Raw genomic sequence first — 16,604 nt, 5'->3', positions numbered from 1 at the left:
GATTGGGGCGGGCGGGTAGGGCACTGGTTGCAGCGAAATCGGGGGATGCAATCCCATCGCGGGAGCGGGTCACGGCACTGACGGTGATGGTGTAGGAGACGACCATCGCGGGATCCGGTTCGATGTAATGCGGCGGTCGGGGTCCGGTTGGCCTGGCCAGCGTTGTTTTGGTGTGACTGAACGAGGACGAGTCGGGCTTTGGCGGAAGTTCCAGGCTCATTAGCGGCGTCTTTCCGTCCACTCGTCGGTCTGCTCGGCTAGGACGGCGCCGACGATGCCGATGATCGCCGGTCGGTTCCGGGAGGGCCCGACGACGCCGGTGCGCGCGGTCGATCTCCTTTTTCAGCTGCTCTTGGGGTTGTTGTAGACGCTGCCGTGCGCTGCCGGCACTGCGGCCAGCCCGCCCACTACGACCGCGGCCTCGCCGACTACCGCCACGACGACCCCACCGCGTCGGACTGCTTCCTATCCAGCAAGACGACTAACCCAGCGGCAACCCGCTCGGCATCCCGGGCAGGCGAGGCGACGACTTGATCGGTGCGGAAAGTCGAGCGTCACTGCACCCGGTCGCCACCCCTGGCGGACCCGACAGCGGCATCCCCACAACCGCTGGCCGGCGGGTGGCGGCCACCCGAGCTGGCCCGACCCGACCGAAGGGGCAACACGCGTTGACCGAGCCGCACCGTCGCGCCATACCGCGCACCGTCACGACGTCCTGCTGTGGCTGCTCGCCACCGATGTCGCCGCCGCCCACCAACCCCAGCCCGACGCACCCGGCCGCTGCGCCAACCTGCGCTGCACCGGCCAGGCGTACCCCTGCCCGCCGGCCCGTGACGCCCACCGCGCCCGCCAGGCCTCGACCCGACCCACCCTGCCCGCCCGGGGCCGGGCCCGAGTCGCCGCATCCGTCGCACGGTTCGCCGGCTGGTTCCGGCCTACCCCGGCACAGCCGACGCCGCTGGCGCGGGCCGCCTGACGACGGCCCGCGCATCGCCGCCGTCGCGGCACCGCTTCCCGTGGCCGGCGGCGTACCAGTCGCCGGCCTCCGCACGCCCATGGAGGGACCGTGAGTTTCCGTATCGAGTCAACCCAAGCCGGCTACGCCCGCGCGGCAGTCGATCTGCGCCTGCGCATGGCCGAGTACTGCCGGGGCCGGTTCGCCCAGCAGTACCTCAAGGCGTTCCTCGAACCCCAACTCGAACAGCAGGCCGATCACCCCGACCAGCAGGACGACGTTCTCGGCGTGTTCAGCCGCGTCGCGCATCAGCCGTGGCAGGACGGCGAACCCTACGTCCTCGTCCCGGCCATGACCGCGATCATCGCCGCCGCCGCGCAAGCCCTCGACCTGACCGGCGACGTCGTGAGCAATGACGTCGCCCCCAGCGACGCAGGGGTGCTGTTCCTACCCGAACCCATCTACGAACGCGGCGTCCACGGGCAGGTCACCTCCATCGGCGCGATCACCTGGGCCAAGTTCCACACGCCGAACAGCGGGCGCACCGGCTGGTGGATCACCGGATGGGCCGACCGCGACGACCCCCTCGACCCCGCCGCCGCACGCCGCCGCCACCAGCTCGCCGAAGCACCGCAGCTTGCCGCGCAGCTCGGCCCGTACGTGTTGAACTCCTTCGCCGAGATCCCCATCGGCACCCCCATCACCGCCGTGCAGGGAAACCTTGCGCCGGTCGACGGTGACTGGGAGACCGCGCCGGACGGCCGGTTCTGCATCGACGAGTCCACGCTGCGGATGAGGGCAGTCGCGGCGGTGCTCTACGCCTTCTGGCGCATCCAGGAACAACCCATCGCCACCGTCGCCGCCCCACCCCTGGACCGGCCCGCCCGCCGACGTGCCCTGCGCGCCAGCCTCCGCCACGACACCCGCGTGGTCATGCTCCGACGCACCCACCCCGTCGCCGCACCCACAGCAGGGGAAGCGAAGTGGCACTACCGGGTGCGGTTCGTGGTGCGCGGGCACTGGCGGCGCCTGGTCAGCGCCGACGGCCAGGCGTACCGGATCTGGATCCACTCATACATCAAGGGCCCCGACGGGGCGCCGCTGCTGCTCGGGGAAACCGTCGCCGTCCTCGCCCGCTAGTGCCTTGACCACAAACGTTGGCCGGGTTGGTCATGCGGCTCGGCTGGCGGGTTGACCCCAGCGGCGGTGTCGTTCGCTGCGGACGCGGGCGCGGTGGCGGCGTTGGGCGGCCAGGACGTCGGGGTGGCGGGCGTTGGCGTTGCGCCAGCGCAGGTAGGCGCGCAGGCCGCGGGCCAGGACGGTGTGGTTGGGGTGGTCCGAGCCGGCGATGACGAAGGTGCGTAGCGGCCCGAAGTGCGCCTCGATCGGGTTGGCCCAGGAGGCGTAGGTCGGGGTGAAACACAACTCGACCTTGTTCCGGGCCGCCCACTGCCTGATCGCGAAGCCCTTATGCGCCGACAGGTTGTCCAAGATGATGTAGATCGGGGCGCCGTCAGGGCGGGCGGTCCGGATCGACTTGAGTGCGGCGAGGGTGTTCGCCGCCGATTTCTGTGTGCGGACCACACCCCAGAGGGTGTCGTCGCCGATCGAGTAGCAGCCGTGGAACTGCCGCACGCCGTGCAGCTTGTGGTAGTTCGCCGGGAGCCTGCGTGGGCGGCTCTTGGGCTGCCAGCCGACGCCGCCGTGCGGGCGGATCGTCAGCGGCCCGAACTCATCGAACGCGAACGTGCGGTGCGGGAAGTGCTCGATCACGTGCTCGATACGGGCCAGCTTCTGCTCCCGCTGGGGGTCCGTGGACTCCTTCCACGTCTTCATGCGTTGGAAGGTGATCTGGTGGCGGCGCAGCACCTGCCGTAGTCGTTCCCGCCCGATGATCACCCTCCGATCGGGGTTGTCAGCGAGGTATTCGGCGAGCTTGCGCACGCTCCAGCAGGTGAACGGCCGTCCCAGCTTGACGGGACGGGTGTTGGCCGTCGCGACGATGAGCGCCTCGTCGTCGCTACTGATCCGGCGGGGACGGCCACCCGCCCACTGAGGGTCCAGGCTGGCCATGCCCATCTCGTTGAACCGGTGGATCACCTGCCGAACGGAGTCTTCGTCGGCCTGCACGAGCCGGGCGATGACCGGCACACTGTTGCCGCCAGCTGAGGCGAGCACGACCATCGCCCGCCGCAGCCGCACGACGGAGCCGGTGCCCCGACGCACCAGACGTTGCAGCCGCTGACCCTCTTGATCACTTAATCGACGTACCCGAACCGGCTCTGCCACCCCGACAGCCTGACGGCCCCACGCCGGCCCAGCCCTTCACTCAGGCCGGCGTGTCACCAACACCGCCAACGTTTGTGGTCAGAGCACTAGACGCAAGTTGGTCGTACGCCGGCATGGTGTCGCATCATGTCGGCCAGCAGGGCATCCCCAGCTTCTTCGAGTCCATCACATGGCGGGCTCAGCTCACCATCTGACGTCAGATGTTGATTTGTTGCACGCGCGATGATCGGTGCAACTGACCCATCTCATGCCACGTTGCCACCCCATCATTGGCTGCGAGAACAGCTGACCAGCTGTTTCGTCGCCGACCTAGACGGCGTCGAGAAAGAAATTCAGGATGTGGGAGGGTCACATGAACGTCGGAAGTACACTTGGCCGGCGCCTCGCAACGGCGGTGGTTAGCCTGACAGCAGCAATGATCGGCATGGTGGCCTCCGCCGCACCAGCGCAGGCCGCCTACTACTCATCCACGGTAGTGTCCGGCGTGAACCTGCGGCCTTGCGTCGACACCAACAACGGTAACTGCAGCCCCGTAGGTACGACCGGAAGCTCCACCACCGCGAAGATGGAATGCTGGCGAGACGGTTCCTGGGCAACCGGCGCCTACTATTCCAATCGCTGGTTCTTGCTAGAGCTGAGCGACACGCGCGAAGGGTTCGTGCACAGTTCGTATGTAGGAAGCCAAACCGCCGTACCGAACTGCAACGACCTGCCCCGAGTCCGCGCCGCCGACTGGGCGATCGCACAGATCGGTCAAACCCGGGCATCAGAGGCTTACTGGTACTCGCCATACGATTGGAGGCCCGGCGAGCTTGGTGAGTGGTCCGGCGACTGCGCGAAGCTTCCCACAATCGCCTACCGCAATGCAGGCGTGAACTACTACCTGGCAAATGCCATCAACCAGTGGAACTACTACGCCAACGCCGGACTCACCCGCTCGGGAATCCCGCGCTACGGTGACCCAGTCTGGTGGAATGAAACCCAGTGGGGCCACACCGCGATTTACATCGGCGGCACAACGGCGGTCGGTACCCAAGGGCTGGATGGCCAATGGAAGCCCGTCGCCCGATACGACATCTACTCGCATGCGAACTATCTGGGGTGGGCGAAGGTCTCCTCGCCCTAGATGTACTCCTAGGGAGATTGGTTGAGGCCGTGTGACGACACGGTTTGAATCTGCGCGATGACGAAGGCCTCCGGTGTGGAGTGGAGCTGTCGAGAACCACTCCGCCAACCAGGAGGCTTTCGTGTCCTACCTCACGCCGCTTTGACGTTTGGCCTGATCAGGAGCTTGACGCCAGTTAGCGGCTGGCGTGTCTCATCACAGTCCTGCCATCTCCGCACCGGACCGGACCTCGCGTCCCCACGGTGAGGAGAGAACGCATGTCCATGCTGGCAGAACCCGGGGTCGGCCCGATCGTCGCCGCCACCGTGCTCACCGCCTGGTCCCACCCCGGACGCTGCCGCAACGACGCCGCCTTCGCCATGCCCGCCGGCACCGCACCCATCCCCGCCTCATCCGGCAAAACCGTCCGCTACCGGCTCGGCCTGACCAGTGCGGATCGGGCAGGCCGAAGATGGCTTCCCGGGCCGCTTGGGCGAGGGTGGCTTGGGTGGTGGCGGGTAGGCCGAGCCTGTTCCAGTGGAAGATCACGTGCAATGCGATTACTGCCCGTAGGCCACGGGTGAGGCTGCCCCTTTCCCGTTGGCGGTGTAGGGCTGCGCCGGCGGTCTCGAATGCGGCGTGCCAGTCGCCGGTGGTGCGAGGCGCGCCGAGCAGCAGGCGCCGAACGTCTCCGGGACTGCCCCGGGTTTGGTTGACTCGCGGGGTAGAGCAGTTCAGGCCGCGTGTGCGGGCCTGTTGATTGTCTCAGACCTTATCCGTGACAGGCGTGGGCAGCTCGGCCGTCGTCATACCTGTTCTCCCAGTGGTCCAATCACGCAGAGGGGGTGCGAGCTGCGCAAACCCTACCCAGACCAGGGAGCAGGAAAACCACCAGTCGCTCCCACCCTGGGCGACCGGGTCAGGCATGCCGGAGCCAACCAGCGCGAGCGGGTGGGGTTGGCTGCTGCTGGATGCAGCCGGTTCCGGCGGGGACCGGCCGTAGGCCGTGGAGCGGGGACCAGTCGTCGGTGGCCTGGGCACCATCACGTGATCACTACCAGCCGGGGCGCCAGTCACGTCACTGCCGGGTTGTCAGCCACGGCCGCACGTGCATCGTCACCGGCAGCCCCCCACTCGGTGCGAAGGGGGGCTCGGTCAGCCAGACGACGGAGCACCGCTGGTGTCGACCGGCTCGCCGCGTTACCTCAGCGGGGGATCAGCGGTAGCACCGCCAGGCGTAGGGGTCGCCGGAATTCGATGTCTGTGCGTAGGCGCCGGATTCGAACGTGTCGCGGCAGGCGACGTCCATGTCGACGATGGACGCGGAGAGAAGCCTCGTACACTGCCAACGGCCGTCGTTGCGGGGATCCGCTGAGCCCCCGGTGTACCGATCGCAGTACCGCTGGGCCATGTTCGCCACCCCGCGGCTGCTCGATGGGCCGAGCAGGACCGGGTTCGGGCTCCGGGTCTGCGTCGGCGTGGCCGCGGTAGGGGTCGGCGTGGCGGAAGGCGTGACAGACGGTGTGGCGCTGGGCGTGACGGAAGGCCTAGCCGACGGTGTGGCGCTGGGCGGTGCGGAGGAGCCGCCCGGTGCCGCGGAACTTGGCGACATCGACGGTATCTCCCCCGGGGTGACCGGCTCCTCAAACGGATCCGGCGCGGTGGTGGCCGCCGACACCGGCAGCCCGCTTTCGGGCGTTCGACCCGACTCCCACGTGAGCGCCAGAGCGGCGAGCAGCGCCCCCACCGCGAGCGCGCCGACCGGGATCAGCCAGCGCCGCCGCCGGCTGGCTGGCCGTAAGCCGGCACCAAGCTCCCGGTTGTACGTTCTTCGGGGCCGCCCGCCCTCGCCCGCCTCGAGGCCTAGCGCGTCGGACTCCTCACGGCGGTACTCACTGCGGCAGGCGGAATCAGCGTGCGGGTAGTAATCCTCGTGGGCGTTGCCCGTCTCGTGGGCGTACCTCTCCTGCTGCGCGGCGTACGCGTCCTCGTGGACCGAGCTGGCATCGGTCGGTCCGTACGGTTCCTGGGCCCGGCATTCCCCCCGATAGGCCTGGTCGTGCTCGGCGTACTGGTAGGCGAGTGGGCCGGACCGCCGCTGGGGATGCTCATGTTGGGAGCGGGCTCCGGCGCACTGCTCGTACTCATCCCCGTACTGCGGGTATGCCCGCTGCCTTGCGGGTCGCCCCTGGTGCTCGCCGGTGTTCTCGGGCTGGCGCGACTCCTGATACTGGTCCGACACGTCCTCGCGCCACTGCGGGGCGGCTGCTCCCTGCTGCACGTACGACGAGTCGGATTCGCTTGCTTCCAGCCGCGACCGTCGACCGATCCAGCTGTCTATGAGACTCGCCGGGTTGTCGTGATCTTGGGCAGCTCCATCGGCGGAACGAGCGGTCGATCTCTCGGCCACGGTGGCTGGCCTCCTCGGAAAGCGCAGGTGCGGACAGCTAGCTGACCTTACGATCAAGCGCTACGCCGGATGCCAGCGTTACAGCTCTCTCATTCCCTCGCGCGGCGCACAAGCGGTTTGCGCGGGAGCCGGCCCGGCGGCGCCGTACCGCCCGGTCAGCCACTGCGCCCTCGCCGCTTGCCTCCATGTGGCCCGGTGCGCAGGCCGCAAACAGAGGCTGACGCGGCTCACGCGCCATGGGCAACGGGAGCCATGTGCCGGCGAAGGCTCCACCAACGGATCAGCCGCTGCGACGGTTGCCCCACTGGCGCGGGCTCTGGACCGAGCCTCGGCCGCCGAAGCGCTGACCCTTTCCATACGGTTGAGGCGAGGCAACCTTGCCCTTCGCGCGTCGGGCAGCCCGATTTGCGTAAACGGCAGGACCGTCGGTCTCGGTCTCGGTCTCGGTCTCGGTCTCGGTCTCGGCCATGGTTGGCGTGTCCGCATCCTCGAGGTGGGCGCCTTGAACGGGCTCGGGCTCCGGCATCGGTGTCTCCCTGGATTCGTCGGGCGCCCTACGGACCATCGCCAGCCGGCAGACGCGGACTGCTCGACGCCGGTGTGGGCGTCTTGACGGTATCGCAACGCCGAGCCCGCTCGATCAACGGTCCGTAGGCCCCGCGCAGGTGACAACCGCCATCAGATCTGTGGTGTCAAGCCGCGGATGGTGTGGTCAGCGGCAGGCGCTGGGCAGCTGACGGTGCGCTTTGACACCGGCTTGTGCAGCCAGCCGGTGCTTGGGCTGCTACGCATGGTCCGTCAGCAACTGATAACCACCGCTCCCACACGCTGATGATCTGCCCAACCCTTCGAGGCGCTTTCCGCCACCTTGTCCTGCAATCGCTCGGGATCTAGAGCCAACCGGCGGCACGATTCGCACAGCGGAGGTAATCCACCCTCACCGCCGCCCAGATCGTTCGGCTTGCAACTAAGTCCGACCGGCACAGATTTCGAGATCGGGAGACAGTACTTCAGAAGACGTCCCGTACTTGCACACAAAAGAAGAGCCTTTACGTAGCACGGTTCCATCTTGCGACTCCTTGCCCTTGACCTGATCGGTGACCTCGCGTGCCAGCGCGTCACGGAGGAAACACACATCGAAGAACTCCCGCCGATGGGCTTGCGAAAGGCGTGCGCGGTCGCGTCGGGGTCGGCACAGGCAACGGCGATCCGCAGGCTGCGGCGGCGGCGACGATCAGGTCGGCGACGGTGGTCACGACCGGGAGTTGGCGGGTGAGGCAGACGAGGGTGTCCCGCCCCGACATGCCCCGGCACCGGATGACCCGGATCAGATGCCGCAGCGTCGTCAGTCACGCTCGCAGGCTAACAACGCTCCTTGTATCAGCTCATATATGACGGATGCGTGATCCGAGCATCCCGCGGCAGGGGCAGGACACCTCGCCGAGCACCACGTCGGCGCCGGCCTCCGCGAGCGCCGACGTGGTGCTCGGCGCTCGACGACCCCTCCCCGGCCCCCGGAGGATGGTTCCGGCCCCTGCCGCCGAAGGCTGACGCCGCCCTGTTGATCTTGGGCGGCCGGCCTCGCTCACCGAAGGGAGGTGTTGGAGACCTGCCGGACCGGCAACTCGAGGCGGGTGGCTGACAGGTCGAGCGTCGCGGCGACCGCCGTGTTCGGTGGCCGGTAGGTCGGCTGGTCGACCTGTGCCAGGTCCAGTCGGATTCGGTGACCGGTGGGGAACGTCCAGTGGTTGCCGTACAACGGCACCTGGACCATGCCGCTGCGTGCGTCGTAGCCGGTGAAGTCGAACCGGTATACGCCTCGGCTGACCAGCACTGCGGCGCCGTCGGGCGGCACGTCCCACACTCGTGCGGCCAGCACTGCCGTGGCGCCCGGCGTGGCGGCGTACCGGGCCTGAACGTGGCCGATCCCGACGAGGGTTTGTTCCGTCGGCAGCGGTGGTGAGACTGCGGTGTAGCCATCGGCTGGCGAGGCGATCAGTCGGGTGGACGTACGGCAGCCCGCACCGGTGGGGGTGATGTTGCCGCCGGCGACGGCGTCGGTTACGGCTGCGTCCGGGTCGGTGGCGCCTGAGATGGGCGCCAGGGAGACAGAGCCTTTGTAGTCGACCGTGAGCTTGCCGTTGGCGAGGCCGACCGGGTTGGGCGCGGTGATCGCGTCCGCGGCGGTCGTAGCACCCGCGCAGCGGGTGGGGTAGCTGGTCACCGAGGTACGCGCGGGCCGACTGCCGGCAATGTTCGCCTGCAGGAACCTCCACGCCTGTTCGTTGATCGCCTGCCACGCGCCCGGCGGGTTCTGCGCCCGGGAGTGGCCCACGTCGCCCACCGCGACGGCGACCGGCCAGTCGCGGTCGAGGCTCTTGAGGTAGGTGAACATGCGGAACGACTCCACCGGTGGAAAGAGGTCATCGGTCCAGCCGGAGACGGAGAAGATCGCCGGCATGCGGCCTGCGTCGCGGCCGATGCGCCAGCCGGGCTGGTAGTACGCGGAGTGCCAGCCGCTGAATGCCGTTCTGAGCTGGCCCATCATCGGGTCGTCCACGGGGCCCGGCGCGGTGTAGGGCTCCCCTGCGTCGACCCTGGCGAGCCACGCGGTGAACGGTTCGGGTCCGTTGCTCTGTGGGCTCGGGGAACCCTCGTCGAAGACGCCGTTGGTGGTGCCGAGACTGTAGAGCCCACCGACGTAGCTGGTCTTGGCGACGCCGATCGGGTTGCCGATGCCGAGGGTGTCGGGTGCCCCCTGCGAGGACGAATACAGGTCGTTGCCCTGGTACGGCTCGCCGACCGGCGCTAGGGAAGGTCCGCCGGGGTGGCCGTTGGGCATCAGCGCGTAGGCCAGATCGGTCCACGGATACTTGGGCACGGCAACCTGCAGACGCAAGCGTGGCAGGCCGGGCAGGTCGCTCCAGTACTCGCTGCCGGCCTGTGCGGCGGCCTGCAGCCAGCTCTCTCCGCCGCCGTAGGAGCCGCCGCTGACCGCGACCTGGTTCCGGTTGATGTCTGGGTAGGCAAGAGCGGTCAGGGCGGCCAGCCACTGGGTGTCGCGGATCTCGACGTCCTTGTTCTTCACCCGGATGGTGCCGGTGGGCGGACAGGCCGACCCGCCGGGCGGCAGGCACGTCGGCGCGGCCCCGGCCGGCGTTGACGGCTGGTAGCTGGCCCTCGGGCCGTTGTCGCGGAAGCCGCGGGCGGTGTAGGTGAGCACGTAGTAGCCGTGTCTGGCAAACCAGTGGTTGTTCCAGTGGTACTTGTCCGCCCCGTCGGCGACATCGGAGGTGGACTCCCATTCGTGCTTGTCGTTGCCGAAGCCGTGCAGCAGCACGATCAACGGATGGGTGTCGCCGGTGCCGGGCATGGGCCGCGTGACATCCACGTCGAGGGGTGCGCCGTCGAAGCTGGGAACCTGCGCCGAGCAGGTCGTCGCTCCACCCGGGTACGCGGCACAGTTTGCTCTCAGCGCCTCCGCATTCGGTGATCCACTTCCCGCGGCACTTGACGCAGCCGCCGTCGGGGGCACCGCCCCGGACAGCACCGCCAGTAAGACGAGGGCGCCGGCGTGTGCGGGCCCGGCCCACCTCGTACGCGTTGGTGTCACGGCATCCAGCCCCCTTCGGGAAGCGGCAGCGCGGAACGGCGCGCAAGCTCGCCTGGGCCCTCTGTCGCTGACCGCCCGGAGGGATGGTGGCGGCCGGCTGTCCGGCGGCCACCATCCCGTACCCCCGGGGGTCTGGCGGAGGTGTGGTCAGTTCATTTGGTGTCGGTTGCGGTGAGGGTGAACGGGACCGCGGCGCCCAGCCACAGCTGGGTGAGTACGTATCGGGTTCCGCTCGGGATCGTGCCGGTCTCGTCGGCAGCCGAGGAGGCCGCCGAGCCGAGCAGGGTGCATGACTCGTCGTAGAAGTACAGGTCGAAGTCGTACGGGGTGGCGGTGTCGCTGTGCACGTGCGCCTCGTGGGCGCCGTCGCCGAAGCTGTCGGGCAGCTTGGTGACCCAGCCGTCCGCGCCCTGCGCCGGTGCAACGGGCACGGCACAGGCCGTCTTGAATGCGGTGGCCGTCACGCCGGTGGCGTCGTCGGCCGTGCCGGTGGACGGGTTGCCCGCGACGATCATCCCGGTGTCGGTCACCGGTTCGTCCGGCGGGGACGGCGGCAGCGGCTCGACCCCGGTGGCGGTCTTCGAAAAGACCTGCAGTTCGGCGCTCTGCACGTCCGTCTTGGTCTCGCCGAGCGCGCTGTCGGTCCAGAACCGCACGTACTGGGCCTGCACCGGCTTCGACAGGGTGAACTGCTTGTAGTGCAGGTCGGGCGCGGTGGGGCGCGGCGTCTGGTAGCCGAACGCGTCCGCCCGGGTCAGGGCGGTCTGCCAGTTCGTTCCGTCGGTGGAGGTCTGCAGGGTGAACCCGCGCAGCCCTTCGAATCGGGAGGTGGTGAAGGCGCTGACCTGGACCGACGAGATCTGCGCCGGCGCGGCCAGTTTGATCACGGCGTTGCCGGCGCCCCGGGTGGCCTTCCAACTGCTGGCCTCGGTGTCGTCGATCAGCCGTCCGGCGCCGGTCGTGGTGGCCGAGACGACGGTGGCGCCGTTGGCGGCGGACGCCAGGTTGGGTGCCAGCGCGAACCGCAACGCCGAGGTCTGACCGGCGGTGACCTTCACGCTCGGGAAGGTGCGGGCGCCGAAACCCTCGGCCGCGATGGTCACCGGGTAGGTGCCGGCGGACACCGGCGCGGAGAACCCGCCGTCGGTGGACGAGGTCCGCAGCGGAGTGACCCGCGCTTCGAACACGCCGAGGATGATCCGGGCGCCGGGGACCGGCTTGCCGGTGGCGGCGTTGACGACGGTGCCGGTCAGGGTGCCGTTACGGGCCGGGTTGACGTGCTCGTAGGACGGGGTGGGGTCGGTGTCGTCGCCGCCGTCGGTGGCGGCGTGCAGGCCCAGACCCCGCTTGGCGAAGGCACCGTAGACCGTGTCCACCAGGGCGGCGTAGTCGGACCTGCTGTGGTAGCGGTTGTCCAGCGCGGTGCGGATGGCGTCACGCATGTCGATGAACGACGGGTCCGCCGGGGACAGCGGCATCGCGTCGGTGACCAGCCGCGCGGCCATCTCACCACCGGCCGCCTCGCCGTAGCGGGCGACGAGGGCCTTGCGCAGGTCCCACAGGGTGGCCGTCCAGATCTCGCCGTCGGAGTGGACCTCGGCGCCGCCGAGGTCGTATCCGATGTCGCCGTAGCCGGTGGGGTTCTGGTCGTAGCTCCAGTTGCGGATGCCGCGTGTGGTGTTGCCGGTGGCGTGCTGGCCGACCACTGCGGTGGTGGCGAGTTTCTTGCCGTAGAGGTAGTTCAGCGCGTACCAGTCGCCCCAGCCCTCACCCATGGAGCCGGACTGGTGGGTGTTGAGGGCGTTGTCCTCACCGCTGACGTACCGATTCGACAACCCGTGCGCGTACTCGTGCTCGATGACTGACGCGTCGAAGTTGCCGTCCGAGTACGGTCCCTCGAAGGTGTCGTTGATCGGCTCCCACAGGAACATGCCGCTCCACGCCGGGATGCCGTCGGGCAACGTGAGCATGTAGGCGTTGTCCCGCCCGGTGTAGGTGGGTGCACCGCCGCTGGCCGCGCCGGCGTGCACCAGCCCGAGGACCGGATCGCCGCCCTGACCGCCGCTGGCGCCGTTGTTGGCCTGGAAGTTGCCACCGGACTCGGTGAAGCCCAGCGCCCGAAACTCATCGTGGATGCGGTTGTGGTGCCAGAACAAGTTCGTCGCCGCCGAGTCGAGGTCCTGGACGTAGCTCGGCGGCAGCGTCTGCCCGTTGCTGCGCGCCCAGTTGGCGGCGTAGGCGTAGTTGAACTGGGCGGTGGGGCTCACCGGGCGCGGCCCCTGGTCGGCGGGGACCAGGAAGTTCGAGTAGTTCGCGTACGTGTTGGCGTTGTTGCCGAAGGTCGTCGGCCCGGCGATACCCGCCAGGCCGGTGGGGTCGACGTATCCCGACGGCGACTGGGCGGTCGGCCCGAACGACTTGATGACCGGGGCCCCGCCGGCCGGCGCTCCGGGGTAGTTCTCGTAGACGGTACCTTCGGCGTCGCGCGCCACCAGGGACGCCTGGTACAGCGTCTCCCCGGTCGCCGCGTCCACGACCGTGTCCCACGCCTCGTCGAGGCCCTTGATGAACAGGACGCGGTAGGCGGGTCGGGCGCCGTCGCGGGTGGGGAACGCCGCCTTCTGCACGTAGGACTCACCGGCGAAGGGGCCCTTGGCGAAGACCTCGAAGCCGGCACGGTCACCGGTCGGCTGCGCCGTGTAGGCCACCCCAGAGGCGAGCTTGCCGGCCACCCCCTCTACCGCCTGGCCGGCGGACAGCTTGTGCACTGCGTTGAGAGCCCCGCCGCGGGCGGAGTTGCCGGCGTAGGAGAGGACCTTCCCGTCGCTGGTCACGGCCACGCCGAGGCGCCCGCCGCGCACCGCCGGCAAGCCGGCGTACGTCTGCGCGAAGTTCACCACGTGCGTGCCGGTGCCGACGAGTTCGTGGTCCCGCACGACGGTCAGCGACGCGACGTCCACCGCCGTGAGGCCGAACGCGTCGCGGTTGGCGTCAATGAAGGACCGAGCCACCGCGATCGCATTCCCGGAGCGCGGGCCGGTGAGCCAGCCTCCGTCCTTGCGGATCGTCCGAGGCGTACCGAACCGCCGGTCCCAGCTGACCCGGGTACCGGCGCCCGCGACGGCGCTCAACTTGCCTACCGCGGCGAGTTGGGCATCGGTGGGTCGCACCGGGTCCGACGTACGGCGGACATCGAGTCGCTCGACACCGGATGACCCAACATCGACTACGGCGGAAGCGACCGATGGAGTAAGTGTCAGGACCAGGGCGAAGGCCGCCCCGACGGCCAGTGGTGGACGGATACGCATGGAAGCTCCCTCTGGGGATTGAGTCATGCCTGCGTCGTGCCGGAGGTAGTAGCCCCTCGCAATGGACATCGACGCCGACGGCTGAAGCGCAACAGCCATCGGCCAAACGCCAGCCCGCCGCCGATCACCAGCACGTCAACGACCCAGGCATACGCGGCACCTCTTGCGTCGAGTCGACCGCGGCAACCGGCGCGAACCGGCCCACAGGTACCGGTAAACGAGTCACCGACGGCATCCGACCGTCGCCTTCCTGTACCGAGACATGGTCACCGTGAGGGAGTGCCGCTCGGACGTCGCCGAGATCCACGCACGGCTGCCGCGCACGACGGCAGCCCTCTCCCGTGGGACCAGATGAAGTAGCGGCTGGTGTAGAGCAGCAAGCAGCCGTTCGGTAAGAACAGCCGGTGCATCGGCCGCGCGGACGGCGGGTCAGACCGATGGGCCGAGCCCTCAGGGCTTACAGGCTCACCCCTGCGTGCCGCCTCGGGCCAGTGGCGGAGCTACCAGCGGATGCCACGAAGCGGTTTCCATGAGCCGGCATGGCGCAACGGCCTCGTAGCAAGGCCTCCGGGCTGTCATCGTCTGTCAGCCGATCGCCCCGGGGCCGCCCGTCAGACAGGCGAGCGCCAGTGTCATGGGAAGCCGAGCCGCTGTCGGCCCTAATCCAGGCGCTACCCCTCGGCATTTCGTCGCAAGAGCCCCTAATCCCCTAACGCCAACCGCCACCCATGCCCTAACCCGGCCGAATAAGGCTGGGGTGCAACCCCGATGTCCGATACCGCCGCTACGCCCTACGGTCGATCCCGGGTCCGGGCGATGTTGTCTGACACGTCCTAACAACACCTATCGAGGAGACCGGCAACATGAGTGCAAGCGCCAGCACAAATTCGACCGCCGACGTGAACTCGACCTCTGCTGCCGACTGGACCGGCAACACGGAGGCAACCGCCGATACGAGCGCGACCATCAACGTGGACTCCACCGCCAGCGCGGGGTCGACCGCCGAGATGGGCGCAGCCGCTGGATTGGTGTCGCCGCAGAGCCTGCAGGACTTCGTATTCGGCCTGCTCACGAACGTCGACGCCCGAGCGGCGTACGAGGCGGACCCGCAAGGGGCGCTGGACAACGCCGGCCTCAACGACGTGACCCCGGCCGACGTGCAGGACATCGTTCCGCTCGTCTCCGACTACGTTCCTGTACAGGGCATCACCTCCTTGCTTTCCGAAGACAGCCTCGGCGTCAGCGCGGCCACCACCGTCGACGGACTTGGGCTCAGCGGCGCGACCAGCACCCTCGGCGGACTCGGCGTCAGCGGCGTGACCGGCCACCTGGGCGGCACCCTCGACAGCACCGCCGGCGGACTCGGCGTCAGCGGCGTGACCGGCGACCTCGGCGGCACGGCGTACGGCGCCACCGGCCTGGTCAGCGACGTGACCGGCGACCTCGGCGGCACGGCGTACGGCACCACCGGCCTGGTCAGCGACGTGACCGGCGACCTCGGCGGCACGGCGTACGGCACCACCGGCCTGGTCAGCGACGTGACCGGCGACCTCGGCGGCACGGCGTACGGCACCACCGGCCTGGTCAGCGACGTGACCGGCGACCTCGGCGGCACGGCGTACGGCACCACCGGCCTGGTCAGCGACGTGACCGGCGACCTCGGCGGCACCGTGCACGGCCTCGACAGCGTCACGGGTGACGTCGGTGTACACAGCGACGCGTACGCCAGCGCGGACGGCGAGCTCCTGGGGGGCCTGCTCTGAACTAAAGACGCTCTGCTCAATGCGGAGGCGGGGAGGGCGCTCATTGCGCGGTTCCCGGCCTCCGTATTGGTTTACTTGGGGTCGAGAGTCTCCGGCCGGGCCGGCTGGCCACAGGCTAGGGGTACGGACATAATTGGCACTATGCGCGGGTATCGGGATTGGATCACCTCGCCAGGCACCACAAGGGCGGCAGCGGCTGCCGTTCAGAGGGGCGCTCCACAATCAGCATCAGTACGACAGTCCGGTTGCGTTATGTAGATGCCGATTGATGGACGAACGGTCCCGCGTCGGCGGTAGCGGCTGGCCCGTCGCACATGACGTGGACGCTGTCCCGCGCCTTCCGCCGGATTGGCGTGCCGGCCGCATCGATCCACTACGAGGAGTTCAACTTCAGCTGACCCTGGCCGCGGGAATCCGTGCGATAGCGTGTGGCCCATGGGATCCGTGGACCTGGTCTTGGCCGTCGTGGTCGCCGCGGCCAACCTGGCCGTCGCCGCCGTACTGCTCGCCAGGAGCCGTGGCGGCACGGCGGTGCCCCGGATCTTCGGCCGCCCGCAGCCCTTTCCACGCCTGCGGGCCGCGATGCACGCCTGCCTGGGGCTGGGGATGGGCGTCGGCTGGCTCGTCAAGGACATCTTCCCGCCCCACTCCACGGGCGACATTGTGCTGTTCAACGTGATAAGGGTCCTGCTGGTGGCTGGCCTTGTCACCGCCCTGCTGGTCGCCTTCCAGCACGTGCGGCCCATTCGTGACAAGGCCACCCGCTAGCGCGGTGGCCGCTATGGATTCGTTATGTAGATGGCCGGTGATGCAGCCAGGCTGGTTTGGGCTGTTCGGCGTGTATGCAGGCACGGGAACGGCCGCCACGTGATCATCGTCGGCTTGTGGCGACAACTAAAAATCTTGTGGCGGCCGCTGGGCACAGCTTGGACGCAGACCAACATGGGCACTCTGTTCATCGGCTGTGATGGAGGTGGCAGGTCCGCGGCGGCCGGTCCCGGCGTACGCGGGGGCGAGGCCGTAGCCGACGTGGCGTTCTACCGCAGGTGAGGGTGGTGTGGCGTAGCCAGTGGGTACACGTTTCCTTACGCGGCCACCCACGGCAGCTGGTGGCCGATGCGTTTCCACAGCAGGTCGTCGGCGCCGTGCCGGGGGGCCGGT

Annotated in this window: 9 protein-coding genes and 3 pseudogenes; 5 read left to right on the top strand and 7 right to left on the bottom strand. The window is 68.9% G+C overall.

The genetic code is table 11. The features are described from left to right. Positions 1–222 precede the first annotated feature (222 nt). Positions 223–358: pseudogene (locus ACTMTB_RS29495) on the bottom strand (transposase); the annotation flags it as partial. A 708-nt stretch (positions 359–1,066) separates the two neighbouring features. Between ACTMTB_RS29495 and ACTMTB_RS29490 the strand changes: the two are divergent. Continuing rightward, complete coding sequence (locus ACTMTB_RS29490; protein WP_441149433.1) at positions 1,067–2,095, top strand: hypothetical protein; 1,029 nt, start codon at positions 1,067–1,069, stop codon at positions 2,093–2,095. Between the two features lie 30 nt (positions 2,096–2,125). On the opposite strand, the gene ACTMTB_RS29485 is transcribed toward ACTMTB_RS29490, so the two are convergent. Beyond that, positions 2,126–3,244: an IS630 family transposase gene (locus tag ACTMTB_RS29485; RefSeq protein ID WP_441149432.1), complete on the bottom strand. Its 1,119-nt coding sequence runs from the start codon at positions 3,242–3,244 to the stop codon at positions 2,126–2,128. Between the two features lie 415 nt (positions 3,245–3,659). On the opposite strand from ACTMTB_RS29485, the gene ACTMTB_RS29480 reads away from it, so the two are divergent. Both ACTMTB_RS29480 and ACTMTB_RS29475 read left to right on the top strand, forming a co-directional pair. After that, the gene (locus ACTMTB_RS29480) at positions 3,660–4,370 is read left to right on the top strand and encodes a hypothetical protein (RefSeq protein ID WP_441149431.1); all 711 of its coding nucleotides are present in this window, start codon (positions 3,660–3,662) and stop codon (positions 4,368–4,370) included. A 257-nt stretch (positions 4,371–4,627) separates the two neighbouring features. Next, positions 4,628–4,762 (top strand): annotated as a pseudogene (locus ACTMTB_RS29475) (transposase); the annotation flags it as partial. Between the two features lie 22 nt (positions 4,763–4,784). Here ACTMTB_RS29475 and ACTMTB_RS29470 read toward each other — a convergent pair. From ACTMTB_RS29470 to ACTMTB_RS29450, 5 genes and pseudogenes are all read right to left on the bottom strand, one after another. Continuing rightward, positions 4,785–5,036, bottom strand: a pseudogene (locus ACTMTB_RS29470) (thiopeptide-type bacteriocin biosynthesis protein); the annotation flags it as partial. A gap of 529 nt (positions 5,037–5,565) precedes the next feature. Beyond that, positions 5,566–6,759 carry an SPOR domain-containing protein gene (locus tag ACTMTB_RS29465; protein WP_441149430.1) on the bottom strand — a complete coding sequence of 398 codons (1,194 nt, stop codon included), beginning with the start codon at positions 6,757–6,759 and terminating at the stop codon, positions 5,566–5,568. 280 nt (positions 6,760–7,039) lie between these two features. Further along, positions 7,040–7,285, bottom strand: a complete 246-nt coding sequence (locus ACTMTB_RS29460; protein ID WP_441149428.1) for a hypothetical protein — start codon at positions 7,283–7,285, stop codon at positions 7,040–7,042. Between the two features lie 1,059 nt (positions 7,286–8,344). Beyond that, positions 8,345–10,132 carry a CocE/NonD family hydrolase C-terminal non-catalytic domain-containing protein gene (locus tag ACTMTB_RS29455; RefSeq protein ID WP_441149426.1) on the bottom strand — a complete coding sequence of 596 codons (1,788 nt, stop codon included), beginning with the start codon at positions 10,130–10,132 and terminating at the stop codon, positions 8,345–8,347. Between the two features lie 392 nt (positions 10,133–10,524). Then, positions 10,525–13,542 carry a M36 family metallopeptidase gene (locus ACTMTB_RS29450; protein ID WP_441149425.1) on the bottom strand — a complete coding sequence of 1,006 codons (3,018 nt, stop codon included), beginning with the start codon at positions 13,540–13,542 and terminating at the stop codon, positions 10,525–10,527. 1,001 nt (positions 13,543–14,543) lie between these two features. Between ACTMTB_RS29450 and ACTMTB_RS29445 the strand changes: the two genes are divergently transcribed. Together ACTMTB_RS29445 and ACTMTB_RS29440 are read left to right on the top strand one after the other, a co-directional pair. Continuing rightward, positions 14,544–15,443 carry an IniB N-terminal domain-containing protein gene (locus ACTMTB_RS29445; protein ID WP_441149424.1) on the top strand — a complete coding sequence of 300 codons (900 nt, stop codon included), beginning with the start codon at positions 14,544–14,546 and terminating at the stop codon, positions 15,441–15,443. A gap of 435 nt (positions 15,444–15,878) precedes the next feature. Further along, a complete protein-coding gene (locus ACTMTB_RS29440) occupies positions 15,879–16,211 on the top strand; it encodes a hypothetical protein (protein WP_441149423.1) in 333 nt (110 codons plus the stop codon). Positions 16,212–16,604 lie beyond the last annotated feature (393 nt).

This window comes from Micromonospora sp. L32, assembly GCF_052068055.1.
Classification (GTDB): domain Bacteria; phylum Actinomycetota; class Actinomycetes; order Mycobacteriales; family Micromonosporaceae; genus Micromonospora; species Micromonospora purpureochromogenes.
This window is presented reverse-complemented; position numbering and strand designations above follow the sequence as displayed.